The sequence below is a fragment of the Tatumella saanichensis genome, from assembly GCF_000439375.1.
In the GTDB taxonomy this organism is placed as follows: Bacteria; Pseudomonadota; Gammaproteobacteria; order Enterobacterales; family Enterobacteriaceae; genus Tatumella; species Tatumella saanichensis.
In genome coordinates this window covers 95,289-111,062 of the sequence record NZ_ATMI01000031.1, presented here as the reverse complement: position 1 = coordinate 111,062, position 15,774 = coordinate 95,289, and the positions used below count along the sequence as shown (strand labels likewise).

At 50.4% G+C, this 15,774-nt stretch carries 19 protein-coding genes; 15 read left to right on the top strand and 4 right to left on the bottom strand.

The genetic code is table 11. From position 1 onward, the window contains the following. Positions 1-285: 285 nt before the first annotated feature. A complete protein-coding gene (locus DW47_RS0109430; RefSeq protein ID WP_029686183.1) occupies positions 286-744 on the bottom strand; it encodes a hypothetical protein in 459 nt (152 codons plus the stop codon). A 388-nt stretch (positions 745-1,132) separates the two neighbouring features. On the opposite strand from DW47_RS0109430, the gene DW47_RS0109425 reads away from it, so the two are divergent. Further along, positions 1,133-2,209, top strand: coding sequence for a DNA-methyltransferase (locus tag DW47_RS0109425; RefSeq protein ID WP_029686182.1), 1,077 nt, complete (start codon positions 1,133-1,135; stop codon positions 2,207-2,209). Positions 2,210-2,231: 22 nt separating this feature from the next. Here the strand turns inward: DW47_RS0109425 and DW47_RS0109420 are convergent, their stop codons facing one another. Together DW47_RS0109420 and DW47_RS0109415 are read right to left on the bottom strand one after the other, a co-directional pair. Next, complete coding sequence (locus tag DW47_RS0109420; protein WP_029686181.1) at positions 2,232-2,525, bottom strand: contact-dependent growth inhibition system immunity protein; 294 nt, start codon at positions 2,523-2,525, stop codon at positions 2,232-2,234. A gap of 5 nt (positions 2,526-2,530) precedes the next feature. After that, entirely contained in the window at positions 2,531-3,346 is an 816-nt protein-coding gene (locus DW47_RS0109415; protein WP_029686180.1) for an RNase A-like domain-containing protein, read from the bottom strand. A gap of 272 nt (positions 3,347-3,618) precedes the next feature. Between DW47_RS0109415 and DW47_RS0109410 the strand changes: the two genes are divergently transcribed. From DW47_RS0109410 to DW47_RS0109390, 5 genes are all read left to right on the top strand, one after another. After that, positions 3,619-4,002, top strand: a complete 384-nt coding sequence (locus DW47_RS0109410; RefSeq protein ID WP_029686179.1) for a phage holin family protein — start codon at positions 3,619-3,621, stop codon at positions 4,000-4,002. Beyond that, positions 3,989-4,270 (top strand): phage holin family protein, encoded by a 282-nt coding sequence (locus DW47_RS0109405; protein ID WP_029686178.1) that lies wholly within the window; start codon positions 3,989-3,991, stop codon positions 4,268-4,270. Before DW47_RS0109410 ends, DW47_RS0109405 begins: the two co-directional genes overlap by 14 nt. A gap of 2 nt (positions 4,271-4,272) precedes the next feature. After that, complete coding sequence (locus tag DW47_RS0109400) at positions 4,273-4,884, top strand: glycoside hydrolase family 19 protein (protein WP_029686177.1); 612 nt, start codon at positions 4,273-4,275, stop codon at positions 4,882-4,884. Between the two features lie 8 nt (positions 4,885-4,892). Then, positions 4,893-5,402 (top strand): hypothetical protein, encoded by a 510-nt coding sequence (locus DW47_RS0109395; protein ID WP_029686175.1) that lies wholly within the window; start codon positions 4,893-4,895, stop codon positions 5,400-5,402. 138 nt (positions 5,403-5,540) lie between these two features. Then, positions 5,541-6,119: a sce7726 family protein gene (locus tag DW47_RS0109390; RefSeq protein WP_029686174.1), complete on the top strand. Its 579-nt coding sequence runs from the start codon at positions 5,541-5,543 to the stop codon at positions 6,117-6,119. On the opposite strand, the gene DW47_RS0109385 is transcribed toward DW47_RS0109390, so the two are convergent. After that, positions 6,079-7,176 carry a beta family protein gene (locus DW47_RS0109385; protein WP_029686173.1) on the bottom strand — a complete coding sequence of 366 codons (1,098 nt, stop codon included), beginning with the start codon at positions 7,174-7,176 and terminating at the stop codon, positions 6,079-6,081. The two genes, DW47_RS0109390 and DW47_RS0109385, sit on opposite strands and share 41 nt — an antisense overlap. A gap of 259 nt (positions 7,177-7,435) precedes the next feature. On the opposite strand from DW47_RS0109385, the gene DW47_RS0109380 reads away from it, so the two are divergent. The 9 genes from DW47_RS0109380 to DW47_RS0109340 all read left to right on the top strand — a co-directional run bounded on the left by DW47_RS0109380 (position 7,436) and on the right by DW47_RS0109340 (position 15,774). Beyond that, positions 7,436-7,978 carry a hypothetical protein gene (locus DW47_RS0109380; RefSeq protein ID WP_029686172.1) on the top strand — a complete coding sequence of 181 codons (543 nt, stop codon included), beginning with the start codon at positions 7,436-7,438 and terminating at the stop codon, positions 7,976-7,978. Beyond that, positions 7,971-8,876, top strand: coding sequence for a glycosyltransferase family 9 protein (locus tag DW47_RS0109375; RefSeq protein WP_051150886.1), 906 nt, complete (start codon positions 7,971-7,973; stop codon positions 8,874-8,876). Before DW47_RS0109380 ends, DW47_RS0109375 begins: the two co-directional genes overlap by 8 nt. Next, a complete protein-coding gene (locus DW47_RS0109370) occupies positions 8,873-9,487 on the top strand; it encodes a methyltransferase domain-containing protein (RefSeq protein ID WP_029686169.1) in 615 nt (204 codons plus the stop codon). Before DW47_RS0109375 ends, DW47_RS0109370 begins: the two co-directional genes overlap by 4 nt. A 10-nt stretch (positions 9,488-9,497) precedes the next feature. Next, positions 9,498-10,136, top strand: coding sequence for a hypothetical protein (locus DW47_RS0109365; protein WP_029686167.1), 639 nt, complete (start codon positions 9,498-9,500; stop codon positions 10,134-10,136). A gap of 357 nt (positions 10,137-10,493) precedes the next feature. Beyond that, positions 10,494-11,084, top strand: coding sequence for a hypothetical protein (locus DW47_RS0109360; RefSeq protein ID WP_029686166.1), 591 nt, complete (start codon positions 10,494-10,496; stop codon positions 11,082-11,084). Then, positions 11,038-13,008 (top strand): phage terminase large subunit family protein, encoded by a 1,971-nt coding sequence (locus DW47_RS0109355; protein ID WP_038027451.1) that lies wholly within the window; start codon positions 11,038-11,040, stop codon positions 13,006-13,008. The genes DW47_RS0109360 and DW47_RS0109355 overlap by 47 nt, the downstream gene beginning before the upstream one ends. A gap of 8 nt (positions 13,009-13,016) precedes the next feature. After that, positions 13,017-13,283 carry a gpW family head-tail joining protein gene (gene gpW, locus DW47_RS0109350; RefSeq protein ID WP_029686164.1) on the top strand — a complete coding sequence of 89 codons (267 nt, stop codon included), beginning with the start codon at positions 13,017-13,019 and terminating at the stop codon, positions 13,281-13,283. Next, positions 13,277-14,920, top strand: a complete 1,644-nt coding sequence (locus DW47_RS0109345) for a phage portal protein (protein WP_029686162.1) — start codon at positions 13,277-13,279, stop codon at positions 14,918-14,920. The genes gpW and DW47_RS0109345 overlap by 7 nt, the downstream gene beginning before the upstream one ends. Continuing rightward, positions 14,917-15,774, top strand: a complete 858-nt coding sequence (locus DW47_RS0109340; protein ID WP_029686161.1) for a S49 family peptidase — start codon at positions 14,917-14,919, stop codon at positions 15,772-15,774. The genes DW47_RS0109345 and DW47_RS0109340 overlap by 4 nt, the downstream gene beginning before the upstream one ends.

Below are 15,774 nucleotides of genomic sequence, written 5' to 3'. Positions count from 1 at the left end.
CGCATTTTGCGCTCTTGATGTGTGAGCCACACAATGCTTTAATCAGATTAAGCTATGAGTAGTGTGCGAGAGCAAAACATCGGGTTTCTACTCGGTATGCCATAATTTTTTTGCATTACCGGTTGCTGGTGTTGAGAACGTGTTCCACTCTAACTGTATTTCTTCACGGCTTAAGTAATGCTTACCATGCTTATCAACCAAACTTCCTACCTGACTTGACCGCTTTATCCTGCAATATTTCCCTCAAGAACGCCTAAGCCTTGTTAAGCAAAGCGCCAATTCTGTTCAGCTATTTTTATATTTATCGCGTTGGTTCAAGGTAAATTCCAGCCTGTGAATTTCGCTGGCAACTGATCTGATGAATGTTAGAGAGTAAACAGAGGCAATGATTAAGCCCCCGGTGATAGCCAGAAATTGACGGTAAAAAAATGCCGGAGTCATTAAACAACCAATTGCGATCAGCAAGGCCGCTAGGCTGTAAAAAAGCAGCAGCCGCTCGATCTGAGCCTTTTTCCTCTCGATGAGAGGAGTGAGTTTTGACAGCTCGTAGGTCGTGAGTAAAGGGTGGCTGTCTGAACTCACCAGCTTCATGATGACCTGAATACAGTAATTTGCTGGAAAAAGTAGCAGGGGAATGAGGCCCAGATAAGCCGGTGACGGCAGAACAGTAACGTACTGAGATACGTAATAAATCGTAGTGGCGCCGATAATAAAGAAAACACAGAGTTTCACTATAAAATTCATGGGATTAATTCCTTTTAATCGAGAGGGCGGAGCATGTCTTATTCCATGAAAACAGGCACCCTTACAGCCATGAAGCGTCTAAATCGAATCATTATTGAGAGTGAGCTACGCGTTATCCCTGCCTGCCATCGACGGAAGATAATTCATCTCCGACATGCATCGATACCTTTAAGGCTGCCCTCATAATGAACTTTATCATTTCTGTATAACTTTACTGGATGAGGGATCACATCTGGGGGATGAAGAAGCTGCTTTGAAGGTGAGCCACCGGATGTTAAACAGCACATTCCGGCCATTTGCTCAGGGGTAGGATGATGATAAGCAAACCCAGGCTCACCGCCTTCGCGCGAAAGCAATCTGAGCCTATCAGAGTTGAGCTGGGTGATCTATGAAACGTACGTTAAATGTGAGCGGTGCCGAATTAGTGAATGCAGACTGCTTGGAAATGATGGCCGGAATGCAGGAAGGTTCAGTCGATCTGATTGTGACGGATCCACCTTATTTCAGAGTAAAGCCGGAGGGGTGGGACCGCCAGTGGCATGGGGATGAGGACTATTTGGACTGGCTGGAAAAATGTCTAGAAGCCTTTGCTCGGATACTTAAACCAGAAGGAAGTCTTTATCTCTTCTGTGGCCACAGGTTGAGTGCCGATATCGAAATAATGATGCGGAACCATTTTAATGTCCTTAACCATATCGTTTGGGCAAAGCCTTATGGGCGCTGGAATGGTTGCAGTAAACAGAGTTTGAGAAGTTATTTCCCTGCGACGGAGCGTATCTTGTTTGCGGAATCATATCCGGGACCGGTTAGAGGGGGCGGGGATCCGTATCAGAAACGATGCAGCGCTCTGAGAGCCGGGATCATGGCCCCGCTTATCCATTATTTTCGTCATGCTAGGGAGCAGGCTGGTATCAGTGTCAGTGAGATTGTCAGGAGAACGGGGAAACAATCGGCAGCACATTGGTTCAGCAAGCAGCAGTGGTATCTACCTGTTGAAGATGATTACCGAACTCTGTGTGAGTTATTTGCAGAGGCTGCTCGGGTAAACGGTAAAGCGTCACTTCTGACTCAAGACGGTGGTTTGCTGAGTAGTCGCTACAAAGAACTCTGCATTGAATATAAAGCCTGCTCCGAGAAGCTTAAGGCTTTACGGCGGTACTTCTCAGTTTCTGTAACTGTACCTTATACCGACGTTTGGACCTATCCGCCGGTTGGGTATTACGTAGGTAAACACCCTTGTGAGAAGCCTGCTGAAATGTTGCGGGACATCATTTTAGCCAGCAGTCGTCCCGGAGAGCTGGTGGCTGATTTTTTTATGGGATCCGGTTCATCCATAAAAGCCGCTTTACGTTGTGGTCGCCGAGCATTAGGGGTGGAACTGGAGTATGAACGATTTGCGATCACAGTCTCTGAAATCGAGAATATGTCGTTATTGGTCGAAAAGGGTGCTACCGCTCGCGAGTGACGGGCGGTAGTTCTTAGAGTCCTCAGCCTTTACCGGCAGCAATGATTTTGCACTTAAACAGAACGATAAATTCTTGGATATCCTCAATCAGTACCTCTGGGTGAAACAACTCTTCAAAGGCCATATTTGGGTCGTCCCGATGCTCACTGATAAACAGGTCGAACTCCTCGGTCAGTAGACCAAGAATGCCGGCAGGGCAATTTGATATGTAGTAATCCACAGCCCCTTCAATAGAGTCAGTCTCGCAGATGTAATCGAAATCCTGATTGAGATAAGCCCCCATAAGATTGTTTATTAACGGATAAGGATTTTTCATTGGGATCACCATGTCGGGAATGCAGTGAGAAGATAATACGGTTTTCCGTTATAAGGCTTGTATTCGAGTACTAAACGCAATTTTGAGGTAGAAACGAGTTCAGTGGATCCTCGCTTGATGTAACTGCCAACCTTGTATCCGGCCACATAATCTATTGTCAGCTTCAGTTCAGAGTAATGGCTCCAGCCTCGGATATTTGCAGCGTTAGCTCTTAGTGCAGCCGTAATAGCGCGTTCAGCGACATCGATATTGGTGAATGACCCTGCACCCATCCTGCTTTTTTTTGATAACAGCCTTGTTAAAAGCTGTTCACGATTTTTCCCGATATGATCCCTTATGGTATGACCACCCGGTTTAAGTCCAGTTGCTGACTCGTGGAGAGCGAGGCGGATACGTCCAGCCCGAATAGCAATAACTCTGGCCGCACCTACTGCCGCAGCGAAGCCAAGAGGAACAGCAATATCTGCAGCAAGACCCACTTTCCAAGCCGTGACATCTTCAGCACCCAATTTTTTAGCTAAGGCGACCGCGGCTCTGTAAGTTGTTGTGCGGGAATCAAGACCGGTAATTATCCGGTCAATGGCAGTCTTAATATTATCCAAGCTATGAGCGCCAACAGTGATGCAGGCTGCTTTGGTGATCCCCGTGGGTTCAGGAGCTAGACACAGAGACGCTGCACCAGCCAGTTCGATGCTGCTGATGACTAAGTCCAGACTTCCATATAAGCGGTTATTGAGGGTCTCCGATTCTGTCACCGATTTATCAGACAAGATGGCAGTAATTTGAACCGGAGTCATAGCGACCTGTAGTACGTCATCCATAACGTTTATTTCCTCTAATGATGGTTAGCTGAGGACTGAACATCCTCTCAGTGCCAATGAACAGAGTCAGTCTTGTTCCGGAATTTTTCCGAACAGAATTTCCACCCAAATAGCGAGTGCTGGCATGGTTAAAATATACACACTCGATAGGGGGGATATGGCAAAGACCCAAGGAATTTGTGCGCGCAATCACGCTTAGTAAAAGCGCTTATGCGGGTCACTAAGACTTGTTCTGCCTTCTAGGCAAACTATTTCTCAATTTGGAGGACGCTATGTCCGAGCCCATATCCGGTACTGGAGCGGCAACTGTCGCTCTGACGGGGGTAAGTCTGTACGGTCTCCTCAGCGGGGCTGATTATGGTGTTTTATTTGGTGCATTTGCCGGTGCAACCTTCTATATCGCGTCCTCTCCCGCTCCTGGTCGGTTACGCCAGATTGCCTACTTTTTGGTTTCCTGGGCCGCCGGGGTGATTGCCTCCGGGCTGGTGGGTTCAAAACTTCAGCAGTGGACCGGATACACCGAACAATCGCTGGATGCACTGGGAGCGGTGCTGGTGGCTGCGGTGGCTATCCGTTTCCTGACATCACTGAACAACGGTGACATGAGTTGGCTCATGCGCCGTTTCCGAGGAGGAGGCAGAGATGGAGGCTCATAATTGGCCGGCATTGCTGAACATGCTATTGAGCGCGGTCATAGTGACTGTGTTGATGTTTTGGAAACGGGAAGGGCACCGCTATCGGCCGTTTGTCTCATTGACCGCCTGGGTTGTGGTCGTGGTGTACGGCAGTATCCCCATTGGTTATTTTTCTGGCCACTATACGACCACCCACTGGCCGGTTGTTATGGCCAATCTTCTTATCTGTGTAGCGGTATGCCGTGCCAAGGGAAATATTGCACGGTTGCTCGATCCATTGAGATTATGACTATGGAACTTAAACAATTTCAAACGGCGACGGGTATTACGTTGCCGGTGGCCCGACGCTGGTACCTACCGGTAAGCGATGCCTTGGAAGAATTTGGTATCACAGCGCCAGAAGATAAGGCGATGTTTCTTGCTCAATCCGGACATGAATCCGCCGGCTTCAGTTCACTGGAGGAGAGTTTCAACTACCCCCCCGCAGGTTTACTCAGTACGTTCGGCTCACGTATTACCTCTCAGCAGGCTTATGCACTGGCCCGAACCCGTGGCAAGCCGGCAGATCAGAGAGCGATAGCCAATTTAGTGTATTACCGTCGATTGGGGAACCGAAGTGCAGAGGATGGTTGGAACTACCGGGGGAGAGGGTTGATGCAACTGACGGGTAGAAAAAATTACCGGTTATGTGGTGCTGCACTGAGTATCGATTTGCTCACAGAGCCTGAGTTACTCCGGGAGGCTATCCCAGCCGCTCGCTCAGCCGCTTGGTACTTTTCAGTGAGTGGTTGTATCGGGAGTGCATCAGACCTTATACGGGTCACTCGTCTGATCAGTGGGGGTAAGAAAGGACTGAGTGAACGCGCTGAGCGTCTGGAAAGAGCAAAAGCGGTACTTCTATGAGGTGAACCATGACCAGTCGTATTACCACGGGGATGTTCATCATCGTGTTATTGGCCAGCATGACTTTATTGTCGCGGAGTCTATTTAATCGCTACCAGGCAGTTGTCGACCGGGCAGAGCAGGCAGAAGAGCAGATAAGAGTGCAATCGGCAGTCATAGCACAGCAGGATGTCAGGCTTGAGACCTTAAGTCGCTTATCGGCGGAGGTGAGTCGGGCAAATAGGCTGGCCACAGTCAAATCAGAGGAGAAGGTCATTGAATACCGTACCATCCTTAAAACTCGTGAGAGCTGTGAGTTTGCTGTACCTGCTGCTATTGCTGACGGGTTGCTCAGCTATGCGTACCGTTTACGTGCCGAAGCAGTGTCCAATACTGCCGGCAACACTGACCCAACCAGTACTGGTTCCTCTGCCACCAGCCAGCTAACTTACTGCCAAGCGGTGTTATGGATAGAGCCTTTACTGACGGCTATCGCCCAAGCGAATGATCAGCTTGAGGCAATCCGGCGCCTAGAGTGATTTCGATACTCGTAGTGTTCAGCAAGTTGGACATTACCTCGAGAAAGCGTTGAAATGCTGTTGCTATAGTCTCCCTATGGATTTAAAGTCCGTACCCTGCAATATTGAGGATCCACAGAGAACATACTGGCCAGTGAAATGAAAGATATCGATGTCAGACAGGCTGTTCATGCCAAAATTCTAAAAGAACACCACAAAGATCCGGATACACTGGTCGTTGATGAGTTTGTCATGAATCTCGGTGAAAGCCGTGCAGACATTACCGTGATCAACGGAATAATGCATGGTTATGAACTCAAGAGTAAAAGCGATAATCTACTGAGGCTACCTGCACAAATCGGTTATTACTCATCAGTGATGGATAAAGTTACCTTGGTTGTTTCCGAGTGCCACCTTGATGCAGCTAAAACTCTTGTACCAAGCTGGTGGGGTATCAAAGTTGCGACTGAAGGGTCCCGAAAAGCTGTCCATATCAGAACGGAAAGAATGGGGCAGATGAACTACAACATAGATAAAATTTCATTGGCAATGCTACTTTGGAAGGATGAAATGTTGTCGATTCTGGCTTCAAAAGGCTATGAGCGTGGCCTGAAAAGTAAGCCACGCCGTATGCTTTGGAGTACTCTATCAGAACTGCTTGAGACCAACGAACTCCGTAGTGAGGTCCGAAACAGCCTTAAAGCCCGTATAAACTGGCGAGTTGATCAACGACTTTAGTGATATGGTGATCCTGCCCGATTTTTCGCCATGTTTCAGCACTTCCAAAACTCGGGTTTGGTTGGCTATTTTGTAAATGTGCGGCGTAGGTCTGTGCATAGTCATGGATCATCAAGTCAGCAGCACTAAAATGTTGTCCAGCATAGTCAGGATGGTTAACGATGTCTTGGCTGTGCTTCCCATATTGCTCAAAACCATACTGATTCGCTTTCCTACCTCTTAAGATGAGAAAGTCATCATCAACCGTATACCTGACACTGGCTGATACACTGGGGAAACGGGTAGGAAGGCGAGTGTAATCTGGGTGTTGGATTCCATAATCACTGAACAAAACAAAACGCTCAAGAGTTTTACTACGATAGAGGTCCTGCCACAGGGTCCACTCCAGACGCTGTAACCTATGGGAGCCTACTGGAATATTAGTGAGGTCTGTGGGGAATGACCCGGAAGATAATATTACTCTGCGATAATCACTAAGATGTGGCAAATTATTAATGAACCCAGAGGTCAGCGTTTGCTGCGTGCCTAAATTGATATTGTCTTCTGTTACTGTATCCCGCAAGTCAATGACGATATCTATATTCTGGAAAGGTATGCCTAGGTGTGAGATATAGTTCATTAAAAGCTGAGGGTTTGCGAGGTCAGCAATTGTCAGCCTTAAGCAGATTTCGCCTTGTATCAATGTATCTACTGCATTGCGGTAGGCCATATCGCGTGTAGGTGAGCTCACGGGGATTACGTGAACCCCAGCTGCCCGCACCTGAGTTACTGCATTTGTAATAGGATAAATATCAGCAGGTGAGATGAACTGACTTTCGATGAGAAGGCCATCCAAATAAACCATGTCAATATCATCAGTGGCTGTAGCAATTTTCTGTCCGAAATTGGCAAGAAAATCATCATATGACTTAGCGGGTAGTTCAGTATCCGGATCGATAGGGACAGGTTCTATTTCTAATAGTGGTATTATTTTTGACTTGGTAGTGGCATTTAGTTGGTTTAGCGCAGTGAATTCTGCTCTTTTAGTTTTGAGTATAGGAACGTAAGAATAAGTCATAATATTTCCTTTAGCTGTGTTGGAATATTCTGATGCCAGAGGCTATCAGAGAGGTGTTATAGATGTTATTTGAAAGGTTAATCTATTTTATTTTCTACATAATTGATATGACCCATATTTCATAAAAAAAATCTTATAACAGCATAAAGTTATAATGGTAGGGAAATCCAAGGCTGCTTAAGGAAGTTAATATATCAAATATATTGAGCCTATTACTTTTCATGTTAGGCCTTACCTCTACCACATTTAACGACTCCCCATGACTAACACCTTTATCTGTATAGGCGGTGGCCCGTCACTGACGGTGAGCGACTGCCAACGGGCACGTGCGTGCGGTACGGTGATGACGATTAACTCCAGCTGGAGAGCTGTGCCGGACTGCCAGTATCTCTATGCGGCAGATGCCGGCTGGTGGCGCCGCTACTATCATGAAATCCCACGAGGTCCTGAGTGCTGGACCAGCAGTATCTCCGCGGCACAAGGTTATAACCTGCAATATTTTCCCCACCCAGATAATGGACCGTTTAATTCCGGACTACGTGCTATCCAGTTGGCCATCAATTTGGGGGCCGCTCGCGTGCTACTCCTGGGGTATGACTGCTGTGTGGATGAAGGCACACACTGGCATGGGGATCATCCTTCAGGACTCAAAAATCCGGACCTGAACAGTACCGAACGCTGGCAGGCGCAATACCAGCGCTTTGCCGCCACAGTTAGTGGGACTGAAATACTTAACTGCTCGCGCCGTACAGCGCTGGCCTGTTTCCCGTTATCAACCATTGAGAACGCAACGGATGCCTGAAAAACGTTATTACGAGGGAATGCATGGTATTGGTGACAACATTAATCAGCGGGCATTCATCAGGGCGCTGGTGGCGCGCGGACATGAAATATGGCTAAAAACGCCACTTCCTGAGATATATGCCGGCATTCCCAGGTTACACTTTGTCCGCTCTGCGACAAGGCTGCGCACTCAACAGAAGCATGAAGCCCGCAGCAGGGTACGTTTTGAATCAATACCACATGGCATTGTGCGCCGTCGGATCTTCTATGGTAACGATCATCTGCGACACGGCAGTGTATTCGATGCGATGGAACAACAGTTTGGTGTTGCCCCCCTATTGATGGATCTACCGCATTATGAATTACCGATCATCGGTATTCCTGCCGGTAAGCCGGTTGCGCTGATAAGGCCGACCACAGAACGCACTGAATGGCATAACGCCAGTCGAGGCCCACTTAACCAATATGTGGATCAGGTCGCCCGTATGTTGGCGCACAGAGGCTGGCATGTCATCAGTGTGGCAGATACGGAACAGGGTAAAGAATGGATCACCGATAAGGAGCCGATGGCCCATCAGAAATTTCATCATGGTGAGCTCAGTATCACTGAGATGTTGGCGCTGGTGGAACGAGCAGATCTGGTCGTGACCGGAGCTTGTGTGATCTTTCACGCAGCCATTGCTTACCGGCGACCAATGGTCTGCCTGCAGGGCGGTAATGGGGGAAATAACCACCACTCTCGTATCACTGACAAGCGCTGCTGTGATCTGAGTCGGACCCTGTTTATCTACCCCGATGAATATTGCCATTGCCAGCAGATGCAACATCAATGCATTAAGACCATTTCAGATCTAGATACCCGCATCCTGCCGTTTATCAGTCAAGTTTCTGCCCGTTTTAAAACTGAGGGTGTATGAACATATTTAGACAAGAGCTGAACTCAGGGCTGGTGTGGTTGCCGGAACTGGGCATGGGTCGATTTCCTGTTCCACCACAAAGACCCTATAACCAAGACTACTTTTTACGCTACCAGCAGTTGGCAGAAACGCCAATGGGGAGGGAGCTCACGGCCGCACGGTTAGAGTTTGTCGCCCGTCACTACCAAGGAACGGTACTGGATGTGGGGATCGGGTCTGGGCAGTTTGTTAGCAGTTATCCCGGCGCACTAGGCTTTGATGTGAACCCAGCAGCAGTACGGTGGTTGCACCATCGGCATTTGTATGGGGATCTCTATAGCCAATATTGGCCTGCGTTAACGCTGTGGGACGTCCTTGAGCACATTGATGAACCGCAAAAAACGCTACAGCGGGCACAGAAGTTTGTTTTTGTGTCGCTGCCGGTGTTTGAGAGCGCAGAGCATATCCTGTCATCACGCCACTACCGAAAAGATGAGCATATCTGGTACTGGACACATGAAGGTCTGGTCAGATGGTTTAGGGCGCAAGGCTTTCGTTGTGTCGAACATAACACCATGGAAAGCCGTCTTGGGCGCGAGGGAATTAGCAGTTATGCCTTCCTCCGCCATTAAAGGAAACCCTATGGATGACCTTAGCGCGTTATCCCTTAAGCTCGGCGCTATCAGCCGGCAGATCCCCTTTGCGACGGCCAGGGCGTTAACCGACGTGGCAAGGCAAATACGTGATGCCCAGCAAACGGCTATCCAACGCACACTGTCCAATCCGACCCCTTTTACCGTTGGTTCTGTCAGGGCATCAGGGGCCAATAAACAGCGGCTGGTGGCCCGGGTCTTTGTAATGGATATCGCCGCAGCCTATCTGAGCCCTTTTGAAATGGGTGGGGTACATTACCTGAAGGGCAAGGCCCTGTTGAATCCAAAAAATATCCGACTGAATAAATATGGCAATCTACCACGGACCAAACTTAATCAGCTCAGAGGACGGCCTGATGTCTTTATTGGTAAAGCAAGCGGCGTAAGTGGGGTCTGGCAGCGGAGAAAACCCCGTAAGACAAAAGGCAGACGTCGCGGTAAAGGTGCGGCAATGACAGCGTCACCGTCTACCAGAAAGGGAAGCATGAAACTGCTGATACGCTTTGGTGATGCGCTGCCAGTGCAACCCGTACTGGGTTATAGGGACCGAGCGAATACGATGGCCCAAGCGCTATTACCAGAGGCGATCCGTAGAGCGTTGTCTGAGGCGATGCGAACAGCTCGATAAGGATAGAGGGGGGGACAGGCAGGTTTTGGGTCCTTCCTAGGGGTCTAACAGGGCGGGCATTGCGCGCGCGCGGGTTTTAACTAGCGATAAAATTTTGAAATTTGGGTAACAGGTAACACTTTGGGTAACAGAATTTCAGGCGCTGTTTGCAGGGTTCTTTGGGGATGCTGAGAATGCTCACAGGCCTTGTGTGATAAGGCTTTAGGGTGGTGTAACAGTGTCTGAAAACAGACCGAAAAGATGGACTAAACGAGTCGGTAAAAGTGTTACCCTAATGCACGAAAGAGCGCAGGGTAACAACTTAGGGTAACACTATCTGTCCACATTCAGGGTAACAGGTAACAACCAAGGTAACAGATGAATCAGGCCGGTTTTGCCAAACTGCACGGCGTTAGCCGTAAAACGATAACCGCTTGGAAAACCCGTGGCTGGTTGGTTCTGGACGGCGAGGAGATCCTCGTAGAGGCGTCTAATGCTCTCATCGCGCGCTACCGGAAAAAAGCGACCAAGAAAGTACCGCCCTCTTCGAAAAAGTCTCAAGAGCCCGGTAGGAGTAAAAAATCACGTACCCGAAAACAGGGTATTGCACCTGAAAATACGCCGGCGCAGATCGCAGAGCGAATTATCATTCGTACAGGCGCAACGATGAGCCGTGATGAAGCCCTGACGATGAAAGAGAATTACTTTGCCTTGCTCGCACAGCTTGAATACGAGGTGAAAGCAGGGCAGCTGCTGCCTTGGCAAGAGATGGTCGATGAGGTAAGTCAGGAGTATGCGCGGATACGCACCCGCCTAGTGGCACTTCCCCCAGAGCATGGCCCCCGCTTGAGAGCATTGGCTACGACTACCAGTGATACAGGGTTTGTCACGGCACTGCAGGAACTGATCAATGAGGCGCTGTATGAACTTGCCATCGACAGTAAGGACGGCCTCACAAAAACAGTTTAGCCTCGCGCTGCGAAAAGCTCGTGAGGTTATCAAGCCTCCCCCCATACTTTCCTTAAGTCAGTGGGCCAACCAATACGCCGTGCTCTCCCGAGAAACCAGTGCCCAGACCGGTAAATTTCGTTCTTATCCGTATCAGGATGGCATTATGGATGCCATCACTGACCCCAGTGTAACTCAGGTCTCAGTGATGAAATCTGCTCGAGTGGGTTATACCAAGATACTCGATCATGTGGTGGGCTATTACTTGGTACATGACCCATCTCCCATCTTGCTGGTGCAGCCGCGCGTCGAGGATGCGGAGGACTACAGCAAAACAGAGATTGCGCCTATGCTGCGTGATACGCCCGTGCTCAGAGCAATAGCGGGTCACCCTAAGGCAAAAAACAGTCATCAGACCATCCTCAGAAAGACCTTTTCAAATGGTGCAAACCTGACACTGGTCGGGGCTAACTCCCCAGGTGGATTCCGGCGTATTACCTGTCGCATTATTCTGTTCGATGAAGTCGACGGATATCCTGCTGGCGGAGCGGGCGCTGAGGGCGATCAGATTGCGCTCGGAACCAAACGCTCCGAGACCTTCTGGAACCGTAAAATTGTCCTCGGTTCGACACCGACAGTGAAGGGCATCAGCCGGATTGAAAAAGCCTATTTAGAAAGTGACCAACGCCATTTTTTTGTCCCCTGTCCCCATTGTGATGAATATCAGGTCCTAGAGTGGGGCGGCATAAAAAAGGCGTACGGCATCAAATGGGAGAAAGACAGCAGCGGGCGTCACCTCCCTGAGACCACTTTTTACCTGTGCAGATACCATGGCTGTGTCATCGTTCACAGCGAGCTGCCGCGTATGCTAGCGAGAGGGGAATGGCGGGCGACGGCCCCCTTTAACGGCCAAGCCGGGTTTCATATCTGGACTGGCTACAGCCCGCATGCAAATGCGTCATGGCCGGCGCTGGTGGCGGAATGGCTGAGTGTTAAAGATGATCCACTGATGCGTCAGACGTTCATCAATACGACTCTTGGAGAGCCTTATGAGGACGCCGGTAGCTTAGCCCTCAGTGAGCGAACACTCTTGGCCCGAGCGGAGGTTTGGCCAGCAGATGTTCCTGACGGTGGTGCCATATTGACCGCCGGCGTGGACACTCAGGATAGTCGCTTTGAGGTGACTGTGTGCGCGTGGGGCCGAAACGAGGAATGCTGGGTAGTCGCTCACGACATGATCATGGGCGACTTGGAGACTGACGAACCTTGGATAAGACTCGATGCCTACTTAAAGCAGATCTGGCGCCGAGCCGACGGACGTGGCTTTACACTCAGCGCTGTTTGTCACGACTCCGGCGGCCACCATACCAACAAAGTCTATGAATTCTCCAAAGAGCGTATAGGCCGGAAAATCTGGGCTATCAAAGGGGAGTCAGCGGTAGCGGGGAAACGAACGCCGGTCTGGCCGATACGTAAGCTCAGTCCTCGCAATAAGGCAAAATTTCGGCCAGTGATCCTCGGGGTCAATTCAGCAAAAGATGATATTCGCTATCGCCTACACCTTGACCCTCCTGAGGCTGGACAAGCATCTGCCGGCTATATCCATTTCCCTGCTTTTCTCGACCCTGGCTATTACAGCCAGTTACTGTCTGAGAGCCTGGTTACCCGAGTCTCTGCGGGGCAGAAATTCCGAGTCTGGCAATTACGTCCCGGACGAGCAAATGAAGCACTGGACTGCTTAGTGTATGCCTATGGTGCCCTGAAAGGGCTGATGCACCACGGATTACGGCTCAATCTTCTGGTCGAGAGTATTCATCAAAAGCCGGAGCGGTTATTGCCACCACCTGAAGAGCCCGAAGAGAAGACGGATTTCAGTGAACCGGGCGCCGAGATCCCAGCACCCCGTACAGCGCCCCGGCGTCGTTTATCACAGATCCTACCTTAAGGAATGCTATGTACCGATATGACCCTGCCGAAAGTATCTTTTCGGGGATGACGCGTGCGCAGAAATTACAGGCTCTCGCCAATGCGCAGCAAGCATTGCTTGACCTCATGGCAGGCGAGAAGGGGGTAACGTTCTCCTATACACAGGGAGACGGTACCCGCTCGGTTACCTACCAGCAGACCAGTATGTCAGATTTACGAATGCTGATCCGTCAACTTCAGGCCGACCTAAGTATCATCAGCCGTCCGCGCAGAGCTGCGAGGTTCAGATGGTAAAAAACATTCAGATAGTAGATAGCAACGGCCATCCATTTCCACCGTCTCGGCCTCGGATACAGTCACTCAACGGTAGTGGCCGCATACCTTACGATGCGGCAGATTCATTGAGTGATCATCTTGTGAACTGGCAGCCTGCACTTTGGTCTCCGGATAGCGAGATCAATCTCTACCGTGACCGTATTGTGTCCCGTGTCAGGGACATGGTGAGGAATGACGGCTGGGCGGCAGGCAGTGTGACCCGTATCCTCGACTCTGCGATTGGGGCCAGTTTCCGGCCACTGATGAGGGCCGATTATCGGGCACTGCGGCATATCTCAGGGCATAAATCATTTGATGCCTGTTGGGCCAAGGAGTATGGGCGTGCCATCGATGCTGCTTGGCGAACTTGGGCTGATGATCCTAATCGCTACTGCGATATTGAACGTAAAAAAACCGTCACCCAAATGCTAAGAACAGGGTTTCGCCACAAACTGATAGACGGGGATGCCCTGGCCGTCATGCACTATCGAACAGAACGGCTGGCACCCGGTAGGGCTCGCTATGCTACCGCCGTACAGCTGGTGGATCCGGACAGGCTCAGTAATCCCCGTCAGCAGTTCGATCTGCAAGATCTGCGTGGCGGTGTGGAAATCGATGAGGACGGTGTACCGATTGCTTATCACATCCGTCAGGCGCATGCCGGTGATTGGTGGAGTGGAGAGAAAACCCTGACTTGGGAGCGGGTCAATCGCGAAACGTCTTGGGGCCGAGCGATCGTTATTCATGATTTTGATGCGGATCGTGCTGGTCAACATCGAGGTAGCAGCCTGTTTGCACCCATTGTCCAGCGCCTGAAAATGTTGACCCGATATGATCAGAGCGAACTTGAGGCGGCTATCCTGAATGCAGTGTTCGGGGCCTATGTCACTTCACCCTATGATGACCAGATGGTTGATGCTGCGCTGGATGCTTCCGGAGAAACCCCGCTGGGTGCCTACCAAGAAATGCGAGTCGACTTTCACAATGATCGACGCATTTCTCTCCAGCAAGGCACCCGATTACCCATTCTTGCGCCGGGTGAGGATATCACAACCGTCAATGCTGCCCGACCCAGCAGTAATTTTGCCGCTTTTGAGAGTGCAGTGTTACGCAACTGCGCGGCGGCTATCGGTATTTCAACGCAACAGCTGACCCAGGATTGGTCAGACGTGAATTACTCTTCCGCGCGTGGGGCGATGCTCGAGGCATGGAAAACATTGGCTCGTCGCCGCGATGATTTCGCAACGGGGTTTGCCCAGCCGATCCTGATGAATTTCATTGAAGAACTGCATGCTCTTAGGGAGCTACCGTTGCCTAACGGTGCGCCTGAGTTTATCAGTGCCCGGGCTGCCTATACACGTGCTCGTTGGATGGGCCCAGGCCGGGGCTGGGTGGATCCGGTAGCTGAGAAAAAAGGGGCAATACTGGGGCTAGACGCTGGCTTGTCCACACTCGAGATGGAGTTGGCCGAAAACGCGGGTGAGGACTGGGAAGAGATATTGGATCAGCGGCAGAGTGAAATTCAGGCCTGTATTGAGCGCAATATCCCTTTGCCATCTTGGCTTCAGGCTGACAGGTTCGCCCGTGAAAACATCAAGGAGGCAGAGTCGCCATGAATTACCCCCATCTGGCCCGCCGGCTGTTCAACACTCCACTGGCGATACACCCCCGCAAAGGCGAAATCATTACCAGCGCATTGTCTGACCGATTGGGTCTGAGTGGTCCCGGAGGCTGTGACTTATCAGTGTACGACGATGAAGACCCTTTTACCCATGCACACCGCGGTGATCCCGGTTATGACAATCTTGAAGGGATTGCTGTCATTCCAGTTCAGGGCACGCTGGTAAACAAGTTGGGTACCCTGAGACCGTACAGCGGTATGACTGGCTATGACAGTGTGCGACAGGCTTTCCTTTGTGCCTTAGCTGACCCAGCAGTAAAGGGGGTATGTCTTGATATTGACTCTCCGGGTGGTGAGGTCGCCGGATGTTTCGATCTGGCCGATGAGATCTATTTCGCCAGAGGACGCAAACCGGTGCATGCGATCCTGAGCGAGTGTGCATATTCGGCGGCTTATGCCATCGCCAGTGCCGCAGATCATATTTCACTGCCGCGTACCGGGGGGATCGGCTCTATTGGAGTCATCATGATGCATGTTGATACCTCACGGCAGCTCGATAAAGAGGGGCTAAAAGTTACCCTGATCACCTTTGGTGATCGTAAGGCTGAAACCCACCCCTGTTTGCCTTTGAGTGATACCGCTCGCCAGGCATTGCAAGCGGAAGCAGATGCCGCGGGCGAGCTATTTATCTCCACGGTGGCCCGTAACCGCGGGATAAGTGAAGACGCTGTACGTGATACCCATGCGGCCTGCTTTATGGCGCCGGAGGGGATCAGACTTGGGCTGGCAGACGCCATCGCTGCGCCGGATGTCGCCTTCAATCAACTGATGGAAATTGCAGGAGTGTAA